General features: G+C 35.5%; 15 protein-coding genes, 1 riboswitch and 1 other annotated feature. Of the genes, 1 reads left to right on the top strand and 14 read right to left on the bottom strand.

Annotation, left to right across the window (positions count from 1 at the left end):
• Window positions 1-18 precede the first annotated feature (18 nt).
• The 8 genes from rplI to hutH form a co-directional block, all read right to left on the bottom strand.
• On the bottom strand, window positions 19-465 hold the full coding sequence (rplI, locus tag QMO72_RS00075) for a 50S ribosomal protein L9 (protein ID WP_046837663.1): 447 nt from the start codon (window positions 463-465) through the stop codon (window positions 19-21).
• On the bottom strand, window positions 462-2,429 hold the full coding sequence (locus QMO72_RS00070; protein ID WP_286093210.1) for a DHH family phosphoesterase: 1,968 nt from the start codon (window positions 2,427-2,429) through the stop codon (window positions 462-464). Before QMO72_RS00070 ends, rplI begins: the two co-directional genes overlap by 4 nt.
• 14 nt (window positions 2,430-2,443) lie before the next feature.
• The gene (locus tag QMO72_RS00065; protein ID WP_103266145.1) at window positions 2,444-3,355 is read right to left on the bottom strand and encodes a DUF2232 domain-containing protein; all 912 of its coding nucleotides are present in this window, start codon (window positions 3,353-3,355) and stop codon (window positions 2,444-2,446) included.
• Between the two features lie 247 nt (window positions 3,356-3,602).
• Window positions 3,603-4,571: a homoserine O-acetyltransferase MetX gene (gene metX, locus QMO72_RS00060; protein ID WP_103266146.1), complete on the bottom strand. Its 969-nt coding sequence runs from the start codon at window positions 4,569-4,571 to the stop codon at window positions 3,603-3,605.
• Window positions 4,572-4,628: 57 nt separating this feature from the next.
• A riboswitch (SAM riboswitch) is annotated at window positions 4,629-4,729 on the bottom strand.
• A gap of 131 nt (window positions 4,730-4,860) precedes the next feature.
• On the bottom strand, window positions 4,861-5,190 hold the full coding sequence (locus QMO72_RS00055; protein ID WP_103266147.1) for an AzlD domain-containing protein: 330 nt from the start codon (window positions 5,188-5,190) through the stop codon (window positions 4,861-4,863).
• The gene (locus QMO72_RS00050) at window positions 5,187-5,882 is read right to left on the bottom strand and encodes an AzlC family ABC transporter permease (RefSeq protein WP_103266148.1); all 696 of its coding nucleotides are present in this window, start codon (window positions 5,880-5,882) and stop codon (window positions 5,187-5,189) included. The genes QMO72_RS00055 and QMO72_RS00050 overlap by 4 nt, the downstream gene beginning before the upstream one ends.
• A gap of 341 nt (window positions 5,883-6,223) precedes the next feature.
• Window positions 6,224-7,504 (bottom strand): serine--tRNA ligase, encoded by a 1,281-nt coding sequence (gene serS / locus QMO72_RS00045; protein WP_103266149.1) that lies wholly within the window; start codon window positions 7,502-7,504, stop codon window positions 6,224-6,226.
• A gap of 67 nt (window positions 7,505-7,571) precedes the next feature.
• Window positions 7,572-7,761: a binding site (T-box leader), on the bottom strand.
• 68 nt (window positions 7,762-7,829) lie between these two features.
• Entirely contained in the window at window positions 7,830-9,338 is a 1,509-nt protein-coding gene (hutH, locus tag QMO72_RS00040; protein WP_103266150.1) for a histidine ammonia-lyase, read from the bottom strand.
• Between the two features lie 533 nt (window positions 9,339-9,871).
• On the opposite strand from hutH, the gene QMO72_RS00035 reads away from it, so the two are divergent.
• On the top strand, window positions 9,872-10,684 hold the full coding sequence (locus QMO72_RS00035; RefSeq protein ID WP_046837671.1) for an NAD(P)H-hydrate dehydratase: 813 nt from the start codon (window positions 9,872-9,874) through the stop codon (window positions 10,682-10,684).
• A 72-nt stretch (window positions 10,685-10,756) separates the two neighbouring features.
• Here QMO72_RS00035 and gyrA read toward each other — a convergent pair whose 3' ends face one another.
• The 6 genes from gyrA to dnaA form a co-directional block, all read right to left on the bottom strand.
• Window positions 10,757-13,435 (bottom strand): DNA gyrase subunit A, encoded by a 2,679-nt coding sequence (gyrA, locus tag QMO72_RS00030; protein WP_069824510.1) that lies wholly within the window; start codon window positions 13,433-13,435, stop codon window positions 10,757-10,759.
• A gap of 35 nt (window positions 13,436-13,470) precedes the next feature.
• The gene (gyrB, locus tag QMO72_RS00025) at window positions 13,471-15,402 is read right to left on the bottom strand and encodes a DNA topoisomerase (ATP-hydrolyzing) subunit B (RefSeq protein WP_177165123.1); all 1,932 of its coding nucleotides are present in this window, start codon (window positions 15,400-15,402) and stop codon (window positions 13,471-13,473) included.
• A 12-nt stretch (window positions 15,403-15,414) separates the two neighbouring features.
• A complete protein-coding gene (recF, locus tag QMO72_RS00020) occupies window positions 15,415-16,530 on the bottom strand; it encodes a DNA replication/repair protein RecF (RefSeq protein WP_103266151.1) in 1,116 nt (371 codons plus the stop codon).
• Entirely contained in the window at window positions 16,527-16,760 is a 234-nt protein-coding gene (gene yaaA / locus QMO72_RS00015) for a S4 domain-containing protein YaaA (RefSeq protein ID WP_176721603.1), read from the bottom strand. Before yaaA ends, recF begins: the two co-directional genes overlap by 4 nt.
• A gap of 502 nt (window positions 16,761-17,262) precedes the next feature.
• Window positions 17,263-18,396 carry a DNA polymerase III subunit beta gene (dnaN, locus tag QMO72_RS00010; RefSeq protein WP_103266152.1) on the bottom strand — a complete coding sequence of 378 codons (1,134 nt, stop codon included), beginning with the start codon at window positions 18,394-18,396 and terminating at the stop codon, window positions 17,263-17,265.
• Between the two features lie 240 nt (window positions 18,397-18,636).
• Window positions 18,637-19,995 (bottom strand): chromosomal replication initiator protein DnaA, encoded by a 1,359-nt coding sequence (gene dnaA, locus QMO72_RS00005; protein ID WP_073505247.1) that lies wholly within the window; start codon window positions 19,993-19,995, stop codon window positions 18,637-18,639.

Raw genomic sequence — 19,995 nt, 5'->3', positions numbered from 1 at the left:
CATATACTCAATCCGTTATTATTGTTCCACTGTGTGCACACGAATTGTACCTTCAACTTCTTTGTCTAGTTTAACTGGTACATTTGTATAACCCAATGCATGGATACCGTTTGGTAAATCCATTTTACGTTTGTCAATTTTAATATTATGTTGCTCTTGTAATGCTTGTGCAATTTGTTTTGTACTTACTGAACCAAATAATTTGCCGCCTTCACCTGTTTTAGCAGATACTTCGACTTCGATATTGCTGAGTTGTTCTTTTAATTTTTTGGCATCATCAATTTCTTGTTGACGTTCTGCTTCTGCAGCTTTATTTTTTCTTTCTAATTGTTTTAGATTGCCTGGTGTTGCTTCTACAGCGTAGTTATTTTTTAACAGAAAGTTATTTGCATAACCCACTGGTACATCTTTAACTTCGCCTTTTTTACCTTTACCTTTTACATCTTGTGTAAATATTACTTTCATGAATTTTCACTCCTACTCATTTGTTCTGTGATTGCTTCTTGTAATTGCTCAATCGCTTCATCGACAGTCACATCTTTTAGTTGTGTGGCTGCGTTAGTCAAGTGGCCACCGCCACCTAGCGCTTCCATCGTTAATTGTACATTAACTGCACCCAGTGATCGTGCAGACATACCTACGACATTATCTTCACGTCTAGCAATTACGTATGATGCTTCTACACCATCTAAACTTAACAGTTCATCAGCTGCCTGTGCAACTGTAACAGGATGATAGATTTTTTCGTCTGAACCATAAGCGATTGCAACACCGTGCTCTTGCAATTTCACAGTTTGAATTAACTCAGTACGATTAATGTAAGTATCGATATCATCTTTTAAGAAATGTTGGGTCAAAATAGTATCTGCACCATGTGCACGTAAATAACTCGCAGCATCGAACGTTCTCGAACCAGTACGTAAAGTAAAGTTACGTGTATCGACTATAATACCTGCAAACATCACGGTCGATTCTAGACGTGTCAGTCGTTGTTCGGTCGGTTGATACTCTAATAGTTCTGTTACAAGCTCTGCTGTGGAGCTCGCGTATGGTTCCATGTAGATTAACAATGGACTAGAAATGAAACTTTCACCACGTCTATGGTGATCAATAACGACTTTACGATTAGCTTTATTTAAAATATTTTCATCAATAACCATTTCTGGTTTATGTGTATCGACGATAACTAAAGTTGTCTTAGATGTCATAATATCCCACGCTTCATCTGAAGTAATGAAACGATCTTTCAACTCGGGCTTTTCATTCACTGCTTCCATGACTCGACGTAACGTTGGATCTATGTCTGATTCATTCAATACGATATAGGCATCTAAATTATTCATCATTGCAAAACGTGATACACCAATTGCGGCGCCTATCGCATCTAAGTCAGGACGTGTATGTCCCATAATGATAACTTTGTCGCCTTCCATTAAGATATCTTTTAAAGCATGTGAAATCACTCGTGCTCTTACGCGCGTACGTTTTTCCATAGGGTCAGTCTTACCGCCGTAAAAACGGACGTTCCCGTTCATATGCTTAATCGCAACTTGGTCACCGCCGCGACCGAGTGCTAAATCTAGACCTGATTGAGAAAGCTCTCCAAGATCAATTAAGTCCTCTGAACCTTCTCCAACACCAATACTTAACGTTAATTGCGCACGGTAACCCACACTTTTTTCTCGTAATTGTCCCAAAATACTAAAGTTAGAGGCCTCAATTTCATTTAAAATACGCTGATTTAAATAAGAAACAAATTGATCAGAACTATAACGTTTAAAGTACACATTATATTCTGCGGCCCACCTACTAATGACACGCGTTACCATAGAGTTAATCTCTGAACGCTGTGTATCGTTCATATTTTGAGTAATTTCATCATAATTATCTAAGAAAAGTGTTGCAATAATCGGTTTAGATTCTTCATACAATTCATGTGTTTGAACTTCCTCTGTTATATCGAAGAAATACAATACATGTTCGTTTTCTGAATATCGCACACGATAATGGTAATCATTTTCTTGAATTTCAATTTCTTGCGTTTTTTCTAATTGTTTTAAGATATTAGGATATACTTCATTAACTGGATCGGAAATCACATTACGAGTTAAACGTTCCGACATAAATTGGTTCATCCACTCTATGTTTTCATTCTCATCTAGGATGATCATTCCAATAGGTAAATTCTTAATTGTTATGTTATTGCCTGCTGAAATTTTCCCACCTAGATTATTTACATAGTTGTCTAATTTCTGTAAAGCCTGCCTTACCATAAATGCTGTCCCGATAATTACAAACACTAATACAACCGTTGCAATACCTGCAATCAATTGATTAAATATAAACCAAACAACGACAAGTGCAATTGCTGTTAGTGCCATAATAATAAATGGTAAAACCAAAGCTTTTTTAGTGGATTGACGGTTCATTCTTCCACCTCAAATCATTTTTTAATGATACTTTTTAGATTAACACATAAATCTATAACACCCAGCAAACTTACAATGTGTGTGACTGGCATCAATATTGTCCCTATCACCATCAATACAACTGTAAGTGCAGGCGGCATGGATTTAGCTTTACCAAAAAAGTGAATAACACTTAATCCCTGAATATACATACATAATGATAACACAATTTCTAAATTTAATACGGTACTTTGGAATGTACCCGGTTGGGCGGCAAACATAACACAAAGCAATACAATTATATAAATAAATAATAATGAACGCTTCATTTGCCATGCATATAATGGTTTGAATATTGGTGTAGCAATCTTGAATTTACGTAAAATTGGAAAAGTGATAATTAAATTGATTAATACGAGTAGAAATACTGCAAAAACTACATAACTCGGTAGTTGCACCGAAACTTGACGGAAGCCTTCTGCAAGCATTTGTTTATAGTCTGCGCTCGCTCCAGATTCTGAAATAAGATGATACAATTGTTGTTTCACTGGCTTCATAATTGTTGTTGCTTTTGGCAATTTATCAGATACTTGTAAGACCATAACTGCAATTAATGAGACTATACTGATATATGTAGTTGTAATATAAAGTATACGCTCTTTAGACGTACGTTCTTTTAATAATTGGCCTACAACGAAACTCAAGACGAGTACGAGGACCATGATAGTTAATACAAAAATATTACCCAATAAAGTTGTTAAAATAACTGTAATAACCGCTGTTATGCCAAATGTTTCTAAAGATTTATGCCATAAGATAATGCCTGGTATTGTTGCAAAGAGACTTAATACCAGTCCAAGCGGTGGTAATATATGTAAAGCTAAAGCGACTATGATTAGTGCTAATGTACCAAGGATAGCTGCCTTAGGATATATTTTTGAAAACAAATTCGCCACTCCCATACTATTTTTGACTATAACTTCTATTTTAACCTCTTTAAAACTTTTTCACAATTTTGTCGCCCATATTAATTAAAGATTAAAATAAATTGCATTAGTCTGTGGTTGCTTATGGTTCATTCACATAAAAATAGGACGACAAGTAATAACCATGCATAAAATATGCCCAGTTATGCCCAGTATAGTTACTGTTTGTCGTCCTGTACGTCATTTTATTTAGCTTAATCAGGCAATATCATTTTCTTTTAAATTGAGAAACTTTTAAGAAATGATATAAATTAGGTGCCCAGTCATTAAAATTAAGCAAGAAACCGTCATGCCCGACATTATCTGGCACAAAAAAGTGTTTATGATATTTAAAGCGCTCCCCTACTGCACGTACAAGGTCATCTGGATAAAGCAAATCATCTGTAAATCCCATAGTCATAACTTTCGTATCTAATTGCCTAAACACTGTGTCCACGTCATTACGCCCTCTATCTACATCATGACTATCCAAGACATCCAGTAGTGTTAAATAGCAAGCTGCATCAAAGTAATCTTTAAATTTATCGCCTTGGTGTTTTTGATAAGCCACGACTTGGTCTGGTGTAAAACGCTTATCATAACTTTTAGATGAACGATAAGTTAAGAAACCCAACTGTCTTGCAATACTCATACCTTCCTTGCGATTCAAATGAATAGACTGTCTCGCAATTTGATTAAAGGCACGGCTATACGAGGAAGTTCTATCTGTAGCAGCAAGAATCACAGCCTTTTCAACAACAAATTTACGGTTGTACAATAATTCCACTGCTTGCATGCCGCCTAAAGACCCACCGATAAGAATATTAATTTTTTGATGTCCTAATGTTTCAATACCCAATTCTATGGCGCGTACAATATCACGTAACGTAAGATGTTGTGGGAAATCTTCATCAGTTAGCGCTGAACTTGAACCATACGGGCTACCTATTACATTAAATGTTAAAAATTGATAATCATGTATTGGCATATAACCACCATCAATAATTTCTCTCCACCAACCGGGGTTTTCACTTGTTCCATAAGTTAAATGGTTTCCTGTTAACGCATGGCATACTACGACAAGCGGTTGTCCTGCTAATCCAACATGCTCATATCGTAACTTTAGGTTAGAGATTGTCTCACCTGACTCTGTTGTAAATGGCCCTAATTCTAATGTATCAACCGTATAATTCGTCATGATTTACCCCCTACTTAATAAAAAACTCCTCACCCATTATAAGTAAGAAGTTAATCATACTTATCATTCGAGTCTCTCGTTGGTTTTAGCACCGTACTTAAAATAGCCGGTTGCTGAAGCTTCACGGGGCCAAATCCCTCAGCTTCTCGAAATAAGATTTGATTTTAATTGTATATATCTCAGTGTACTAAATATCATTCCCTAATAAACATACTTGAAATAAAGAAATTTCATAATTTTCTAATTATTGTTATTCTAACGGATATTACGACTTACATCAATGAAATAATTAAAAGAACCATCGTATAATTGCTGTAATAATAATTCCACTAATGATCGTAATCGTTAGACTTCTAGTGTATAGAGCAATCAAAATGGTTGGAATCATCGTAATTAAGAATGGCACGTTCAAATTATAACCCATACTACCTTCATGTTGTTCTATCGCTCCGTCAATAACCAACGCTGTAAATAACGTTATCGGAATAAAAGATAGCCATTTTACTGTCTTTTCAGATAAACGTATCTTGGATATCATAACGAATGGTATTACACGTGTAAGCCATGTCACAATACCACACAATAAGATAATCATTAGCATATGTAGTGTAGTTGTCATCGATCCATCACCACCCCTAAAGCAGCAGTTAGTGTGGCTGCAAGAATAATTGCTATATATGACGGCATTATCAAACTAAATAAAAGCATCATAACAATGACGCACACGATTAATACAAGATAAGTCTTAATGTGTGAGCGTTGGATGGTTTCAAACTGTGAAATTGCTAAAAAGATAAACATAGCAGTAATTGCGAAATCGAGACCTAATGCATCTGGATTATGTATGTATTTACCAAAAACTGCGCCTACAATCGACGCAAGCGTCCAAAATAAGTATGCAGTGATGTTTAACCCGTGTAACCAACGGTCATTAATTTTTTCACCTTTTAGATGTGGTGTAATCGCAACACCAAATGTTTCATCTGTAATTAGCGTTCCAAGGCCTAGCCGGTTGAATAATCCATAGTTTTTATAACTTGGAGCAAGCGTCATACTCAGTAGAAACATTCTAGAATTAACAATAAAAGTAGTTAATATAATCGCCGAAATGGGTGTTCCTGATATGACTAACGCACAAATAATAAACTGTGCTGCGCCAGCATAAATGACAAGACTGAGCAAAATAATTTCTAGTAAACTAAAACCTGAGGCTATTGCCACAATACCAAATGACAACCCCACTCCTGCATACCCTAACAACGTAGGTATACATTCTTTAACACCTTGTCTAAACGTTACATGTGGCTCCACAGCCTCACTCCTTTATATTAAAATAATAGCTGTATTCTAATATAAAGTATAAACAACATTCAACGCCTTTACACTACCGTTTGTGTGACGGAAGACAAGTGGTTGTGTAAAAGCATTGTTTTACCGCCTTATTTTAGGTTTCGGAATTTTCTGTAAATGTTTAGACTACCCTATCTTTTTCTCTAGCACTTCGTCTGTTTCTCTTCTGATTCGCTGCTTTATTTTTGCTATTTTTATAATTTTTTATGTATTTACACCTCCCCCACCCTACCCTGCAAAATAAAAAACCACACGACAAGGGGCGTTGTCATGCGGTTCTTAGTATTGCTTTATTATATTTATTAAACTGATTGAATAACTGTTTTACCACCCATAAATGGAACTAATACTTCTGGAATTGTTACTGAACCATCTTCATTTTGATAATTTTCAACTATAGCAGCAAATGTACGTCCAACTGCTAAACCACTACCATTAAGTGTATGGACTAATTCTGGTTTTGAATTTTTATCACGTTTGAATCGAATATTCGCTCGACGCGCTTGGAAATCAGTAATGTTTGAACAAGAACTTATTTCTTTATAATCATTATAGCTCGGTAACCAAACTTCTAAATCATAGGTTTTACTTGCGCCAAATCCAATATCTCCTGTGCATAAGTTTACACGACGATAAGGTAAACCAAGTTCTTCTAATATTGCCTCTGCATGTCCCGTCATTTCTTCAAGTGCTTCCCAAGAGTCTTCAGGTTTTTCTACGCGTACCATTTCAACTTTATCGAATTGGTGTAAACGAATAAGGCCTCTTGTATCACGTCCAGCAGAACCCGCTTCACTGCGATAACAAGCTGATTGTGCTGTGAATTTAGCTGGTAGTACATCTGGATCAATAATTTCATTACGATAGTAGTTTGTAAGTGGCACTTCAGCTGTTGGAATTGTATATAAGCCTTCCTTTTCAACTTTAAATAAATCTTCTTCAAATTTAGGCAATTGACCTGTACCATACATTGAATCTGCATTTACTAATTGTGGCACCATCATTTCAGTATAACCATGTTGTGTAGTATGTTTTGTAATCATGTAATTCATTAACGCTCTTTCTAATTGTGCCCCTTCACCTGTTAAGAATACGAAGCGCGCACCTGAAACCTTAGCAGCACGTTCAAAATCGACCATTTTTAACGCTTCTACTAAATCCCAATGTGCTTGGGCTTCAAAGTCAAATGATCTTGGCGTACCCCAACGCTTAACTTCTACATTATCATCTTCTGTAGCACCTTCTGGCACTTCATCTTGAATGATATTTGGAATACGAGATAATTTGTCATTAAGCTCTTGATCAACTTGGTTTAAAGTATCATCTAATACTTTAATTTCATCGCCAAGATTACGCATTGCTGCAATTGCATCATCGGCATCTTCTTTATTACGTTTCTTCTGAGCAATTTCTCCACTTACTTTATTACGCTCTGCTTTCATTTCTTCTGCTTTACTAATTAACTGACGACGTTGCTCGTCTAATTCCAATACATCATCTACAACTTTTACATCCATACCACGTTTTTTGACTTTTTCTTTAATGAAATCTGGTTCATTACGGAAAACTTTTATATCTAACATGTTATTTCCATCCTTTCATTTTTTAAATTATTGGATAAAAACGCATAGAAAAGACCACGTCCCCTTTACAAGGGACGTGGTCTACGCGTTGCCACCCTATTTAACAGTCAAATCAGACTGCTCTCTCACTAAAATAACGGCTAAAACCGATTGTTCTCTATAAAGTAGGTAGATTCATATTAATGTCGATTACTTGTTCTCACTAACCACAAGCTCTCTGAAATCAAGCAATTAATATTACTTAGCCTACGAACAATGACTTATTTACTTGCTTTAAATATAGCAAATAACATCACTATTTTCAAGGGAGATACTATTGTCCGAATTATATTTCATCACTATATGCCATATCTCGTAAATATTGTGATACTGATTCAATGTCTTTATGGAATTGTCTATCTTCAGTAATTGAAGGGACAAGTTGACGTAAGGATTGATATTTTTCATATGTCTTAGGTGATAGTTTATCAATGTCTTTATATTCTACAGCTTGTAATGCAATGATTGTCTCTATTGCTAAAACTCGGCGTGCATTTTCAATCATTTGATAGCCATGGCGTGCACCAATGGTCCCCATAGAAACATGATCTTCTTGATTTGCTGAAGATGGAATAGAATCCACACTCGCTGGATGGGCAAGTGTTTTATTCTCTGATACTAAACTTGCTGCTGCATATTGCATTATCATTGCACCACTTTGTAAACCTGGTTGTGGGCTTAAGAAGGCAGGTAATCCATTATTCAACTGAGGATTCACAAGGCGTTCCAGACGACGTTCTGATACATTTGCAAGCTCACTCACGCCAAGTTTCAAGAAGTCTAAGGCAAAAGCAATAGGTTGCCCATGGAAATTACCCCCAGAAATTACAAGTGTCTCATCACCTTCATCAAATATTAAAGGATTATCATTAGCTGCGTTCATTTCGCACTCTAACTTTTCTTTAACATAATTGAAGACTTGGAAACTAGCGCCATGTATTTGAGGAATACAACGCAATGTATAAGCATCTTGTACGCGTACTTCTCCTTGTTTCGTCGTTAACTCAGATCCTTCCAGCCAATCCAACATACGCGCTGCGACATCTATTTGTTCTTGGAAATTACGTACTTTATGTACATTTTCATTATAAGCATCTGTAATACCATTTAATGCTTGGTGTGTAAGCGCAGCAATCCATTCAGCTTGATAGCCTAAATGCTCTGCTTCAATATAATTGATAACACCTTGGGCAGTCATTGCTTGTGTACCGTTAATTAACGCTAAACCTTCTTTAGCTTGTAGTTCTAATGCTTGATGATTTAGTTTTTTTAAGACATATCGACTGTCTACCTCTTCGCCTTGGTAAAACACATTGCCCTCACCAATTAAAGCTAATGCTAAGTGTGAAAGTGGTGCTAAATCACCAGAAGCACCGAGTGAACCTTGTTGCGGAACAACTGGTATGATACGTTGATTGATGAAGTAAACTAATTGATCTACTAAAGCTACAGTGGCGCCAGAGTGACCTTTTAATAATGTATTCAATCTTAAGATCATCATCACTAATGAAACTTCTTCTGAAAATGGTTTACCTATACCACACGCATGTGAGCGAATTAAATTAACTTGTAATTGATTGTACTCGCCTTCATCTATACGGACATCACTAAATAATCCAAATCCAGTGGTAATACCATAAATAGTTTCTTTATTTTTAATAATATTTTCCACTATTGCCCGACTCTTCTTCACACGTTCATAAGCGGCTTCTGTGATCGCTATGTTGTCTTCTTCATATAAAAACCTCTTTATATCACTAATCGTTAATGTGTCTCCATTAAGTTGTAATGTCATATACCCATCTCCTTGTTTGTTTTATCATTTCTCTTCAATTAATCCGAGTATATGCTTACAAATTTAATAGAACAATAGTATAACGCACATCCGTAACATGGTATTAAATTACTGTTTTAATGGGATAAAGGAGAGATTGTCTGAATTTTTATAGCTATAAATAATGTCTTCATCTCTTTAACTATTGACTAAAGTGCAAAGCAGGTATAATATACTCTATTGTATTTGATAAACTAATAAAAAATATGACATTTAAAGAGGTCAGGACAAAAGTGTTTATGTTTTAAACAAAATCGGTCGACACACAAATTGTTTCTTAAATTTCAATGAGTTGGGTAAATTTTGTGAAAACGTACTTCGGGTGCCGCAAATTGGGCTCCCATTGTATAAAATACGTTTGTCTCAACCTCTTAAGTAATTCCTTTATGATATTAAAGTGATTTACTTCTATTTTTTCAAACAATCATAAATTATATTATAAAAATTATAAGCACACACATAGAAGATGATTAGCTTTAAAAGGAGGTTTCAAATTGGAAATTTTGTCATCAGTCAGCATTCCAAAACGTAAAGATGAAACGCACAAAGGTGATTATGGTAAGATTCTTTTGATTGGAGGCAATGTCAATTTAGGGGGCGCAATCATGCTTGCTGCACGTGCATGTGTATATAGTGGTAGTGGATTAATCACAGTAGCAACACATCCAACTAATCACGCTGCACTTCACTCGCGTTGCCCTGAAGCGATGGTTATTGATATTAATGATACAAAAATGTTAACTAAAATGATTGAAAATACAGACTGTATCCTTATCGGGCCTGGATTAGGTTGTGATTTTAAAGGTAATAATGCAATTACTTTCTTACTACAGAATATCCAACCTCACCAAACGCTTATTGTAGATGGTGATGCGATAACCATTTTCAGCAAATTGAAACCTGCCATACCAACATGTAAAGTGATTTTCACGCCACATCAAAAAGAGTGGGAACGTTTAAGTAATATTCCAATAGAAGAACAAACTGATGAGCGTAATCGTGAAGCGGCAGACCGTATTGGTGCTACAATTGTGTTAAAAAAACATGGTACAGAAATTTATTTCAAAGATAATGAGTATAAATTACCTATTGGTACGCCTGCAATGGCTACAGGTGGAATGGGCGATACTTTAGCTGGCATGATTACGAGCTTTGTAGGTCAATTTAATGACATGCAAGAAGCGGTAACGAGCGCAGTGTATGCACATAGTTTCATCGGCGAGAAATTAGCAGAAACAATGTATGTTGTGCCACCGTCAAGACTTATTAGCGAAATACCACACATTATGAAAACATTAGAGGATTAATCATCCACATTTAAAAAGACCCACCTCTTAAGAGGTGGGTCTTAATTTATACACTATCTCTGTAATAATACTTTATTCTTCTTCATCGTCTGCATGATCAATATCTTCATTCACACGATCCATGAAGTCTTGTCTTACCTCTTGACGACCATCTTCATCAGCATCGTCTTCAGTGTGTATAGCATTGCCTGGAACATCATCTTCAATAACTGTTTCATTTACCGACTCTTCTTGAGTCAGTTGTTCCGTTTGTGCTATTTCTAGCGCTTCGTTATCAGTTTCTAAATCTTCAGCTTCTTCAGCTGCTTTATCTTCCTCACTCACCTTCGCTACAGTTGAAACAAATTGATCGTCATTAAGTTTAATCAATCTTACACCTTGTGCAGCACGGCCATTTTGAGAAATATCTTGGATATCAATACGGATAATAACACCTGAATTAGTCACAACCATTAAATCTTCTTGTCCGTTCACTGATGTGATGCATACGATGTTACCATTACGCTCTGTGATTGTAGCCGTCTTAATACCTTTACCGCCACGGTTAGATAATCTATAGTCGTTAACTGGTGTACGTTTGCCGTAACCATTTTCTGTTACAACTAAAATCTCATCGTCACTATCGGATTGCGTAACATCTAATCCTACAACTTTATCGCCTTCTCTAAGTGTAATACCTTTCACACCTGCTGCGGTACGACCTAGTGGACGTAATGAATCTTCTGGGAAACGTATAAGTGATGCATGTGATGTACCAATCAGAATATCATGCTGACCATCCGTTAATCGAACTGCTATCAATTCATCGTCATTTTTAAAGCTAATCGCAATCTTACCGTTTCTATTAATATGTGCAAAGTTACTTAATGCTGAACGTTTCACTCTACCTTTAAGTGTTGCAAATATTAAATAGTCTTCTTCACTTTCTAAATCTTTCACGGCAATCATTGTGCTTATCACTTCATCGCTATCCAATTCAATTGCATTTACAACTGGGATACCTTTAGACTGACGTGAGAGTTCTGGCACTTCGTAACCTTTAAGTTTGTATACACGGCCTTTATTCGTAAAGAATAAAACATTATCATGTGTACTTAATGTTACAAGTTGACTGACGAAGTCTTCTTCTAACGTATTCATACCTTGTACGCCACGTCCGCCACGATGTTGCGCTCTATATGTTGAAACTGGTAAACGTTTAATATAATTATTGTGACTTAATGTAATTACAATTTGTTCTTCAGGAATTAAGTCTTCATCTTCAATGTTATCTAAACCACCGAGTTGAATTTCAGTCAGACGATCATCACCAAAACGCTCACGAACATCCATAAGTTCATCACGTACAATTTGTAATAATTTTTCCTCATCTGCAAGAATAGCTTCTAACTCTTTAATATATTCAATTAAATTATTATATTCTTCTTCAATCTTGCCTCGTTCTAGACCAGTTAAACGTCTTAAACGCATATCTAGGATAGCTTGTGCTTGGCGTTCAGATAATTTGAAGTCTTCTTGTAAGCTTGCCATCGCAACTTTATCTGTATCTGAGTCACGAATCACTCTTATAATTTCATCAATATTATCTAATGCAATTCTTAATCCTTCTAAGATATGTGCACGATCTTGTGCTTTTTTAAGATTGTATATCGTACGTCTTCTAACGACAATCTTTTGATGTTCTAAGTATTCAACCAAAGCTTCTTTTAGATTTATAAGTTTCGGTCTACCTTTAACTAAGGCAATCATATTAACACCGAATGATGTTTGTAATGGCGTTTGTTTATATAAGTTATTTAGTACGACACTCGCGTTTGCATCTTTGCGTATATCGATAACCACACGTACGCCGGTACGTAAACTTGTTTCATCACGTAAATCAGTGATACCTTCTATCTTTTTATCACGTGCCAATTCTGCAATTTTTTCAATCATACGTGCTTTATTGACTTGATATGGAATTTCAGTAACTATGATACGTTGACGGCCACCGCCACGTTCTTCAATTTCTGCACGCGCACGCATTTGAACTGATCCACGACCAGTTTCATATGCACGACGGATACCACTTTTACCTAAGATTAAGCCTGCCGTTGGGAAGTCAGGACCTTGAATATCTTCCATTAATTCTGCAATTGTAATATCTGGATTATGACTTAAACTCAAGACACCATTGATAACTTCAGTTAAGTTATGTGGCGGAATATTGGTAGCCATACCAACCGCGATACCTGATGCCCCGTTCACAAGTAAGTTAGGGAATCTTGATGGTAAGACTGACGGCTCTCTTTCGTTACCATCATAGTTATCGATAAAGTCAATCGTATCTTTATTAAGATCTTTAAGCATTTCTAGCGTTATTTTAGTCATACGTGCTTCTGTATAACGCATGGCAGCAGCGCCATCACCATCCATTGAACCGAAGTTTCCTTGTCCATCTATTAAAGGATATCGATAGCTGAAGTCTTGTGCCATTCTTACCATTGCTTCATAAATAGATGAGTCACCATGGGGATGATATTTACCCATTACATCCCCAACAATACGTGCTGATTTCTTATATGGTTTATCAGGTGTCATACCTTGTTCGTTTACTCCGTATAAAATACGTCGATGTACTGGTTTCAAACCATCTCTAACATCTGGTAAAGCACGTGAGACGATAACACTCATCGCATAATCTAAGAACGATTCGCGCATCTCACTCGTTATATTCCGTTCATTAATTCTTGATTCAGGTAATTCAGCCATCAAGATATCCTCCTTCAAAAATTCAGTTCATTGTTTTAGAAATCTAAGTTAGCATAGACTGCGTTTTCCTCAATAAACTGTCTACGATTCTCAACAACATCTCCCATTAACATTTCGAATGTTTGGTCAGCTTCTATAGCATCTTCTAGTGATACTTGTAACATTGCACGGTTTTCAGGATTCATTGTTGTTTCCCATAATTGATCCGCATTCATTTCACCAAGACCTTTATAACGAGAGAGTGACCACTTAGGACTAGGGTCTAACTCTGCTTTAAGTTTCTCTAATTCACGCTCATTGAACACATAGTATTTTTGTTTACCTTGTGTCAATTTAAACAATGGTGGTTGTGCAATATAAACATAGCCCGCTTCTAATAAAGGTCTCATAAAACGATAGAAGAATGTTAGCAGTAATGTTCTAATATGTGCACCATCAACGTCGGCATCCGTCATAATAATAATTTTATGATAACGTGCCTTACTCAAATCAAATTCTCCTCCGATACCTGTACCGAATGCAGTAATCATTGAGCGAATTTCATTGTTATTTAAGATTCTGTCTAAACGTGCTTTTTCAACATTTAAAATCTTACCACGTAATGGTAAAATCGCCTGTGTTTCTGAGTCGCGGCCTGATTTTGTAGACCCCCCGGCAGAGTCACCCTCGACGATAAAAATTTCACTACGTGAAGGATCTTTACTAGAACAATCGGCAAGTTTACCAGGTAAACTTGAAATTTCTAAAGCCGATTTACGACGTGTAACTTCACGTGCTTTTTTCGCAGCAATACGCGCACGTGATGCCATAATACCTTTTTCAACGACAATACGACCCACTTGTGGATTCTCATATAAAAAGCGTTCAAAAAGCTCAGAGAATAATTTATCTACAACTTGGCGTACTTCTGAGTTGCCTAATTTCGTCTTAGTTTGTCCTTCAAATTGAGGATCACCATGTTTGATAGAAACAATTGCAGTCAAACCTTCGCGCGTATCTTCACCTGAAAGTCGCTCTTTATCTTCTTTGATAATTTTACTATTAAGTCCATAGCTATTTAACACACGCGATAACGAACGTTTAAAGCCTTCTTCATGTGTACCACCCTCATACGTGTGGATATTATTCGCATAGGTTAATAAATTGGTTGCATAACCTTTGTTGTATTGCAATGCAATTTCAACTTCTACATCATCTTTTGATTCATGAACATAAATCGGTTCATCGTGAAGTGGTTCTTTGTTTTCATTTAACATTTCAACGTAAGATTTAATACCACCTTCATAGTGATAAGAATCTTCCCTTACTTCTTCTTCACGTTCATCTCTTAACGTAATCGTGATACCTTTATTTAAAAAGGCAAGCTCTCTAATACGTTGTTGTAATGTTTCATAGTTGTATGTTGTTGTTTCTGTGAAGATTTCAGGGTCAGCTTTAAAGCGAATCTCAGTACCAGTGTTTTCGTCTGTTTCACCAATGACTTTCAAGTCAAATTGCGGTGCACCTTTTTTATATGCTTGGTGATAGATTTTTTCATCTTTGTGTACGTATACTTCAAGATCTTCAGATAATGCATTAACTACAGATGATCCAACACCGTGTAAACCACCGGAAACTTTATATCCGCCACCGCCGAATTTACCACCAGCATGAAGTACCGTTAAAATAACCTCAACAGCTGGACGTCCCATTTTTTCTTGTATGCCTACAGGGATACCACGACCGTTATCTGTAACTTTAATCCAATTATCTTTTTCAATAATCACTTCTATTTTGTCAGCATATCCAGCGAGTGCTTCATCAATACTATTATCGACAATTTCCCAAACTAAGTGATGTAAACCTCTTTCTGCAGTTGAACCTATATACATACCTGGTCTTTTACGAACCGCTTCTAGACCTTCTAATACTTGAATCTGTCCAGCACCATAATCTTCCGTGTTATTCACATCTGACAATGCTTCCACCTTCACTTTCCGTTACTTTATAATTTCGCCTTTGTTAATGCGATAAAGTTTAGCATTCTTCATAATTTCATGATCTATTCCGTCTACCGATGTTGTAGTGACAAAAGTCTGCACTTTATGTTGAATTGTGCTTAATAAATGAGACTGACGCGAATCATCTAATTCACTCAATACATCATCTAGCAGTAATATTGGGTACTCCCCTACTTCGACATTCATCAACTCTATTTCCGCGAGTTTAATTGATAAAGCCGTTGTGCGTTGTTGACCTTGTGAGCCATACGTTTGGGCATCCATACCATTTACATCGAAACCTAAATCATCTCTATGGGGACCGTACAAACAAACTCCCCTATCTTTTTCACGTTCCATATTGTCATTAAGTAATGTTAAGACTTCCTCTAAGCGTTCTGTCTCATTTTTTTCTTCCTTAGAGCGTTTAATGCTTGGTAAATACTTTAATGACAATGCTTCTCGCTCATCTGTGATACCTGAGTGAATAGGTTTAGCTAGTGATTCAAGTTCTTTAATAAAATGTTCACGTCTTAACGTAACTTTGAGCGCATACTCTGCAAATTGTTGGTTTAAGACTTCCAGCATTGTACTGTCTGTCTTTTGACCATATTGCAATTGCTTCAAATAATTATTCTTTTGTTTTAAAATGCGTTGGTATTGTGACAAATCATTTAAGTAAACTGCAGAAATTTGTCCAAGTTCCATATCTATAAATCGACGTCTAATGTGTGGTGAGCCTTTGACAATATTTAAATCCTCAGGCGCAAACAATACGACATTCAAGTGACCGATATATTGTGTCAGTCTACTTTGTTCTAAGTGATTGATTTTTACTTGCTTGCCTTTTTTGGTTACATACATCGTTAGAGGCATCTCACCATATCTATAACTAAGTTCACCCTCTATTTTAGCATAATCACTATCGAAACGTATAAGTTCCTTGTCATTCGATGTTCTATGGCTTTTAGCCAATGCTAAAGTATAAATAGATTCAAGGAGATTCGTCTTCCCTTGGGCATTTTCACCAATCAATATATTTACCTCTGGATGACAATTTAAGGTAATTGATTCATAGTTACGATAGTTTTCTAGCTGGAGTGTCTTTAATTTCATTCTTCACCTTGATGTAAAATCAAAAATGAACCGACTTCTAGTATTTCAATACGATCTTGATGGTTTAATTTTTTACCACGACGTGTTTCGCGTTCGTCGTTAATCATGACTTCGAAGTCTTGTAAGAACCATTTTGCTTGTCCACCAGATTCGATAATACCTTCTGTCTTAAGAAATTGTCCTAATGTGATGTCTCCATCAACAATTACTTCTTCAACCAAATCAATCACTCCATTTCTTTATAAACTCATTAATATATTATACCTTTTTTAGCAGAAAATTTCATGTAAAATACAGTTAGAAAGCGATTTCTTTCTACTTATTTTGATTTATTTTCAATAATTATTTTCAAACGTGTCTTTAGTGACTGTTTTACTAATAATATTATATCAAACATTTATTCCTAAATTAGAATTTTATTTAAATATTTATTATTTCTAACGTATTCACTTATCAATACTTTTGAATTTAAAAGCCATTTTAAGATGTTTTAAAGCACAAATAACTATTTTGTGATATTTTACCTATATTTTAAATCGTCGTATCAAGAACGGCCTCTGAGTAGCCTTAAAATTGATATGAGGTAATTTATATAACATTTATATTAAGAAGGCTTTTCTTTAAGTATCTTTATTGCTATACACGTCTATAGACGATCAATTACTTTAAAAAGTTTTTCACAAAAAAAAAGCCCAGACAAAATACATTGTCTAGGCCCAAATCATCAATGGCTTAGTATGTTCTAATTGGTAAAATTAATTGTGTCACTGAATCATCGTCTTTAGGTTTTAAAATAAATGGTTTCATTGTGCCAAAGAACTCAATCTCAACTTCATCGTTATCGATTGCTTTCAATGCGTCCATCATATATTTTGAGTTGAAAGAAATTTTTAAGTTTCCACCTTCAACATTACTTGCTCTAACTTCCTCATTTACAGTACCGATTTCTGGAGACGTCGAAGATAATTCTACTAATTCGTTACCAGTGCTTAGTTTAATAACGTTATTGCCGCCTTCACGTGCTAATAATGATGCACGATCGATTGCATGATAGAACTCTCCGTTATCTATACCTAATTTAAATTCGTAATTCTCTGGGAACAAACGTGAAGTATCAGGATAATGTCCTTCTAATAAACGTGAAATAAAGTTTACGTTCCCCACTTTAAATAAAACTTGGTTAGATGCAAAGAAAATATCAATATCTTCTTCACTGTCGCTCATGATTTTGTTTAATTCAGATAATGCTTTACCTGGAATGATGACATTTTTATTCTCAGAATTATCTTCTAGAGCTACTTTTCTTACAGCTAAGCGATGTGAGTCTGTGGCTGTGCATATTAATTCATTATCTTGTATAAGCCAGTTAACACCTGTGAGTACTGGACGTGTTTCTGAGGTGGACACTGCAAAATTCGTTTGTGCTATCACGTTTTTAAGTACTTTTACGGATAATTGAATGGCATCATCACGAGAAACTTGTGGCAATAATGGATATTGATCAGGATCTAATCCACTTAAATTAAATTCAGAATGACCTGAAGTGATTAAAGTTTGAAATTGCTCATTTGTAGAAAGTTTAACTTCTTTACCTGGTAACTTTTTAATAATATCTACGAAAAAACGACCAGGGAGTACAACTGAACCTGTTTCTGCAACTGCAATAATCTCTTCACCATCAACTTGTTTAGGTATCGTTATTTCTATTGAGATTTCTGAGTCTGATCCAGTAAGTATTACTTCGTTGTCTTTAACATCAATTTTTATACCTGTTAATATGGGTAATGTTGTTCTTGGTGAGATGGCTTTAAGTGTGTCATTTAATTGATTAATGAAATAATCTCTTCTTATTGTGAATTCCATCATTTTTAAACTCCTTCCAGTCGTTTATATATAAATTATATAGGTTTTAAAATCGTAGTAGTAGTAGTAGGGCTTGTGGATTAGGGGATAACTCAAAAAAGCTCAAGCGCCACAATATTTAATGGCTGTGGATAACTTGTGTGTAGTGTGTATTACTTTTGCACATTATCCACAATATTGAAAATGTCCCTTATTTCATTATATCCTCATTTACTACGATTAATCTGTTATAGTACAGAATTTTTATTGATTTCTAATTTCTTTTTCTAGATTTTCAACTTCTTGTTTAAACGTCGGATCATTTTTAATATCTTTTATAATTTTTTCATGTGCGTGAATAACTGTAGTATGATCACGACCACCAAACTCTTCGCCAATTTTTGGTAAAGAGAAATCAGTAAGTTCACGCGATAGATACATTGCTATTTGTCTTGGATAAGCAATCGATTTCGTACGTTTTTTAGCAGTAAAATCTTCAATACGGACACTATAATACTGACCAACAATTTTCTGGATATCTTGAATTGTTATCTTTTTAGACTTAGGTGCTTGAATGATATCTTTGAGCGCAGCCGCCGTCAATTCAGTAGTGATAGGCTGTCCTTGGAGTTTTGAAAATGCTAATACACGCGTCAATGCGCCTTCAAGTTCACGAATATTTGATTGAATTTGATTGGCAATATAAGTTAATGCTTCAGTCGGAATATTTAAATTCTCTTCTTCAATCTTCTTCTGTAAAATTGCCATTCTTGTTTCATAATCAGGTGGTGTAATATCAACGATTAGCCCCCATTCAAAGCGAGAACGTAAACGATCTTCTAACTTTGCGATTTCTTTAGGTGGTCTATCACTAGAAATTACAATTTGTTTATTTGCTTGATGTAATTCATTAAAGGTATGGAAGAATTCCTCTTGTGTTTGCTCTTTATTCTGTATGAATTGAATATCATCAATAAGCAGCACATCAATATTACGATACTTCTCTCTGAATTTTTCAGTTTTGTTATCACGAATTGATTTAATAAATTCATTCGTGAACTTTTCACTTGATGTATAAATTACTTTTGCATCGGGATTATTCGCTAATACATAATGACCAATTGCATGCATAAGATGTGTTTTACCTAATCCCACGCCACCATAGATGAATAGTGGATTGTATGCTTGTGCGGGTGCTTCCGCTACTGCAAGACTTGCAGCATGAGGAAACCTATTGCCAGGTCCAATAACAAATGTTTCAAAAGTATTATGTGTATTGAATTGTTCGCCACCAATAACAGCTTCATCAACACCTGGAGTGTAAGCTTTTTTAGCTTGACTAGCATTTTGATCTTCTCCAGATGTAACACTTTCTAATTGATCCTCAGAATAGAAAACAGGCATGATTTCATGACCAATTGCCTCGTATAATGCGGTTTGAATAATTTCAACGTAATGCGTTTTTAACCAATTGGCAACAAAAGGATCATCGATAACAATAACTGCCTCATCATTTTGTAATGAATGTAGCTTTGTATCTTTAAGAAAAGTTTGATAGCTAGGATAACTCACTTTTTCTTGAGCCAAGGTAAGGACTTTTTCCCAAATTTCTTGTTCAGACAT

It is taken from the genome of Staphylococcus casei (assembly GCF_030294405.1).
GTDB lineage: Bacteria > Bacillota > Bacilli > Staphylococcales > Staphylococcaceae > Staphylococcus > Staphylococcus succinus.
This window is presented reverse-complemented; position numbering and strand designations above follow the sequence as displayed.

Coding starts and splice junctions, on each gene's coding strand:
- hutH (WP_103266150.1), bottom strand. CDS start 9,338: ATGACATTACAACTTAATGGAGACACATTAACGATTAGTGATATAAAG.
- rplI (WP_046837663.1), bottom strand. CDS start 465: ATGAAAGTAATATTTACACAAGATGTAAAAGGTAAAGGTAAAAAAGGC.
- QMO72_RS00070 (WP_286093210.1), bottom strand. CDS start 2,429: ATGAACCGTCAATCCACTAAAAAAGCTTTGGTTTTACCATTTATTATT.
- gyrA (WP_069824510.1), bottom strand. CDS start 13,435: ATGGCTGAATTACCTGAATCAAGAATTAATGAACGGAATATAACGAGT.
- recF (WP_103266151.1), bottom strand. CDS start 16,530: ATGAAATTAAAGACACTCCAGCTAGAAAACTATCGTAACTATGAATCA.
- QMO72_RS00055 (WP_103266147.1), bottom strand. CDS start 5,190: ATGACAACTACACTACATATGCTAATGATTATCTTATTGTGTGGTATT.
- dnaA (WP_073505247.1), bottom strand. CDS start 19,995: ATGTCTGAACAAGAAATTTGGGAAAAAGTCCTTACCTTGGCTCAAGAA.
- metX (WP_103266146.1), bottom strand. CDS start 4,571: ATGACGAATTATACGGTTGATACATTAGAATTAGGGCCATTTACAACA.
- serS (WP_103266149.1), bottom strand. CDS start 7,504: ATGTTAGATATAAAAGTTTTCCGTAATGAACCAGATTTCATTAAAGAA.
- dnaN (WP_103266152.1), bottom strand. CDS start 18,396: ATGATGGAATTCACAATAAGAAGAGATTATTTCATTAATCAATTAAAT.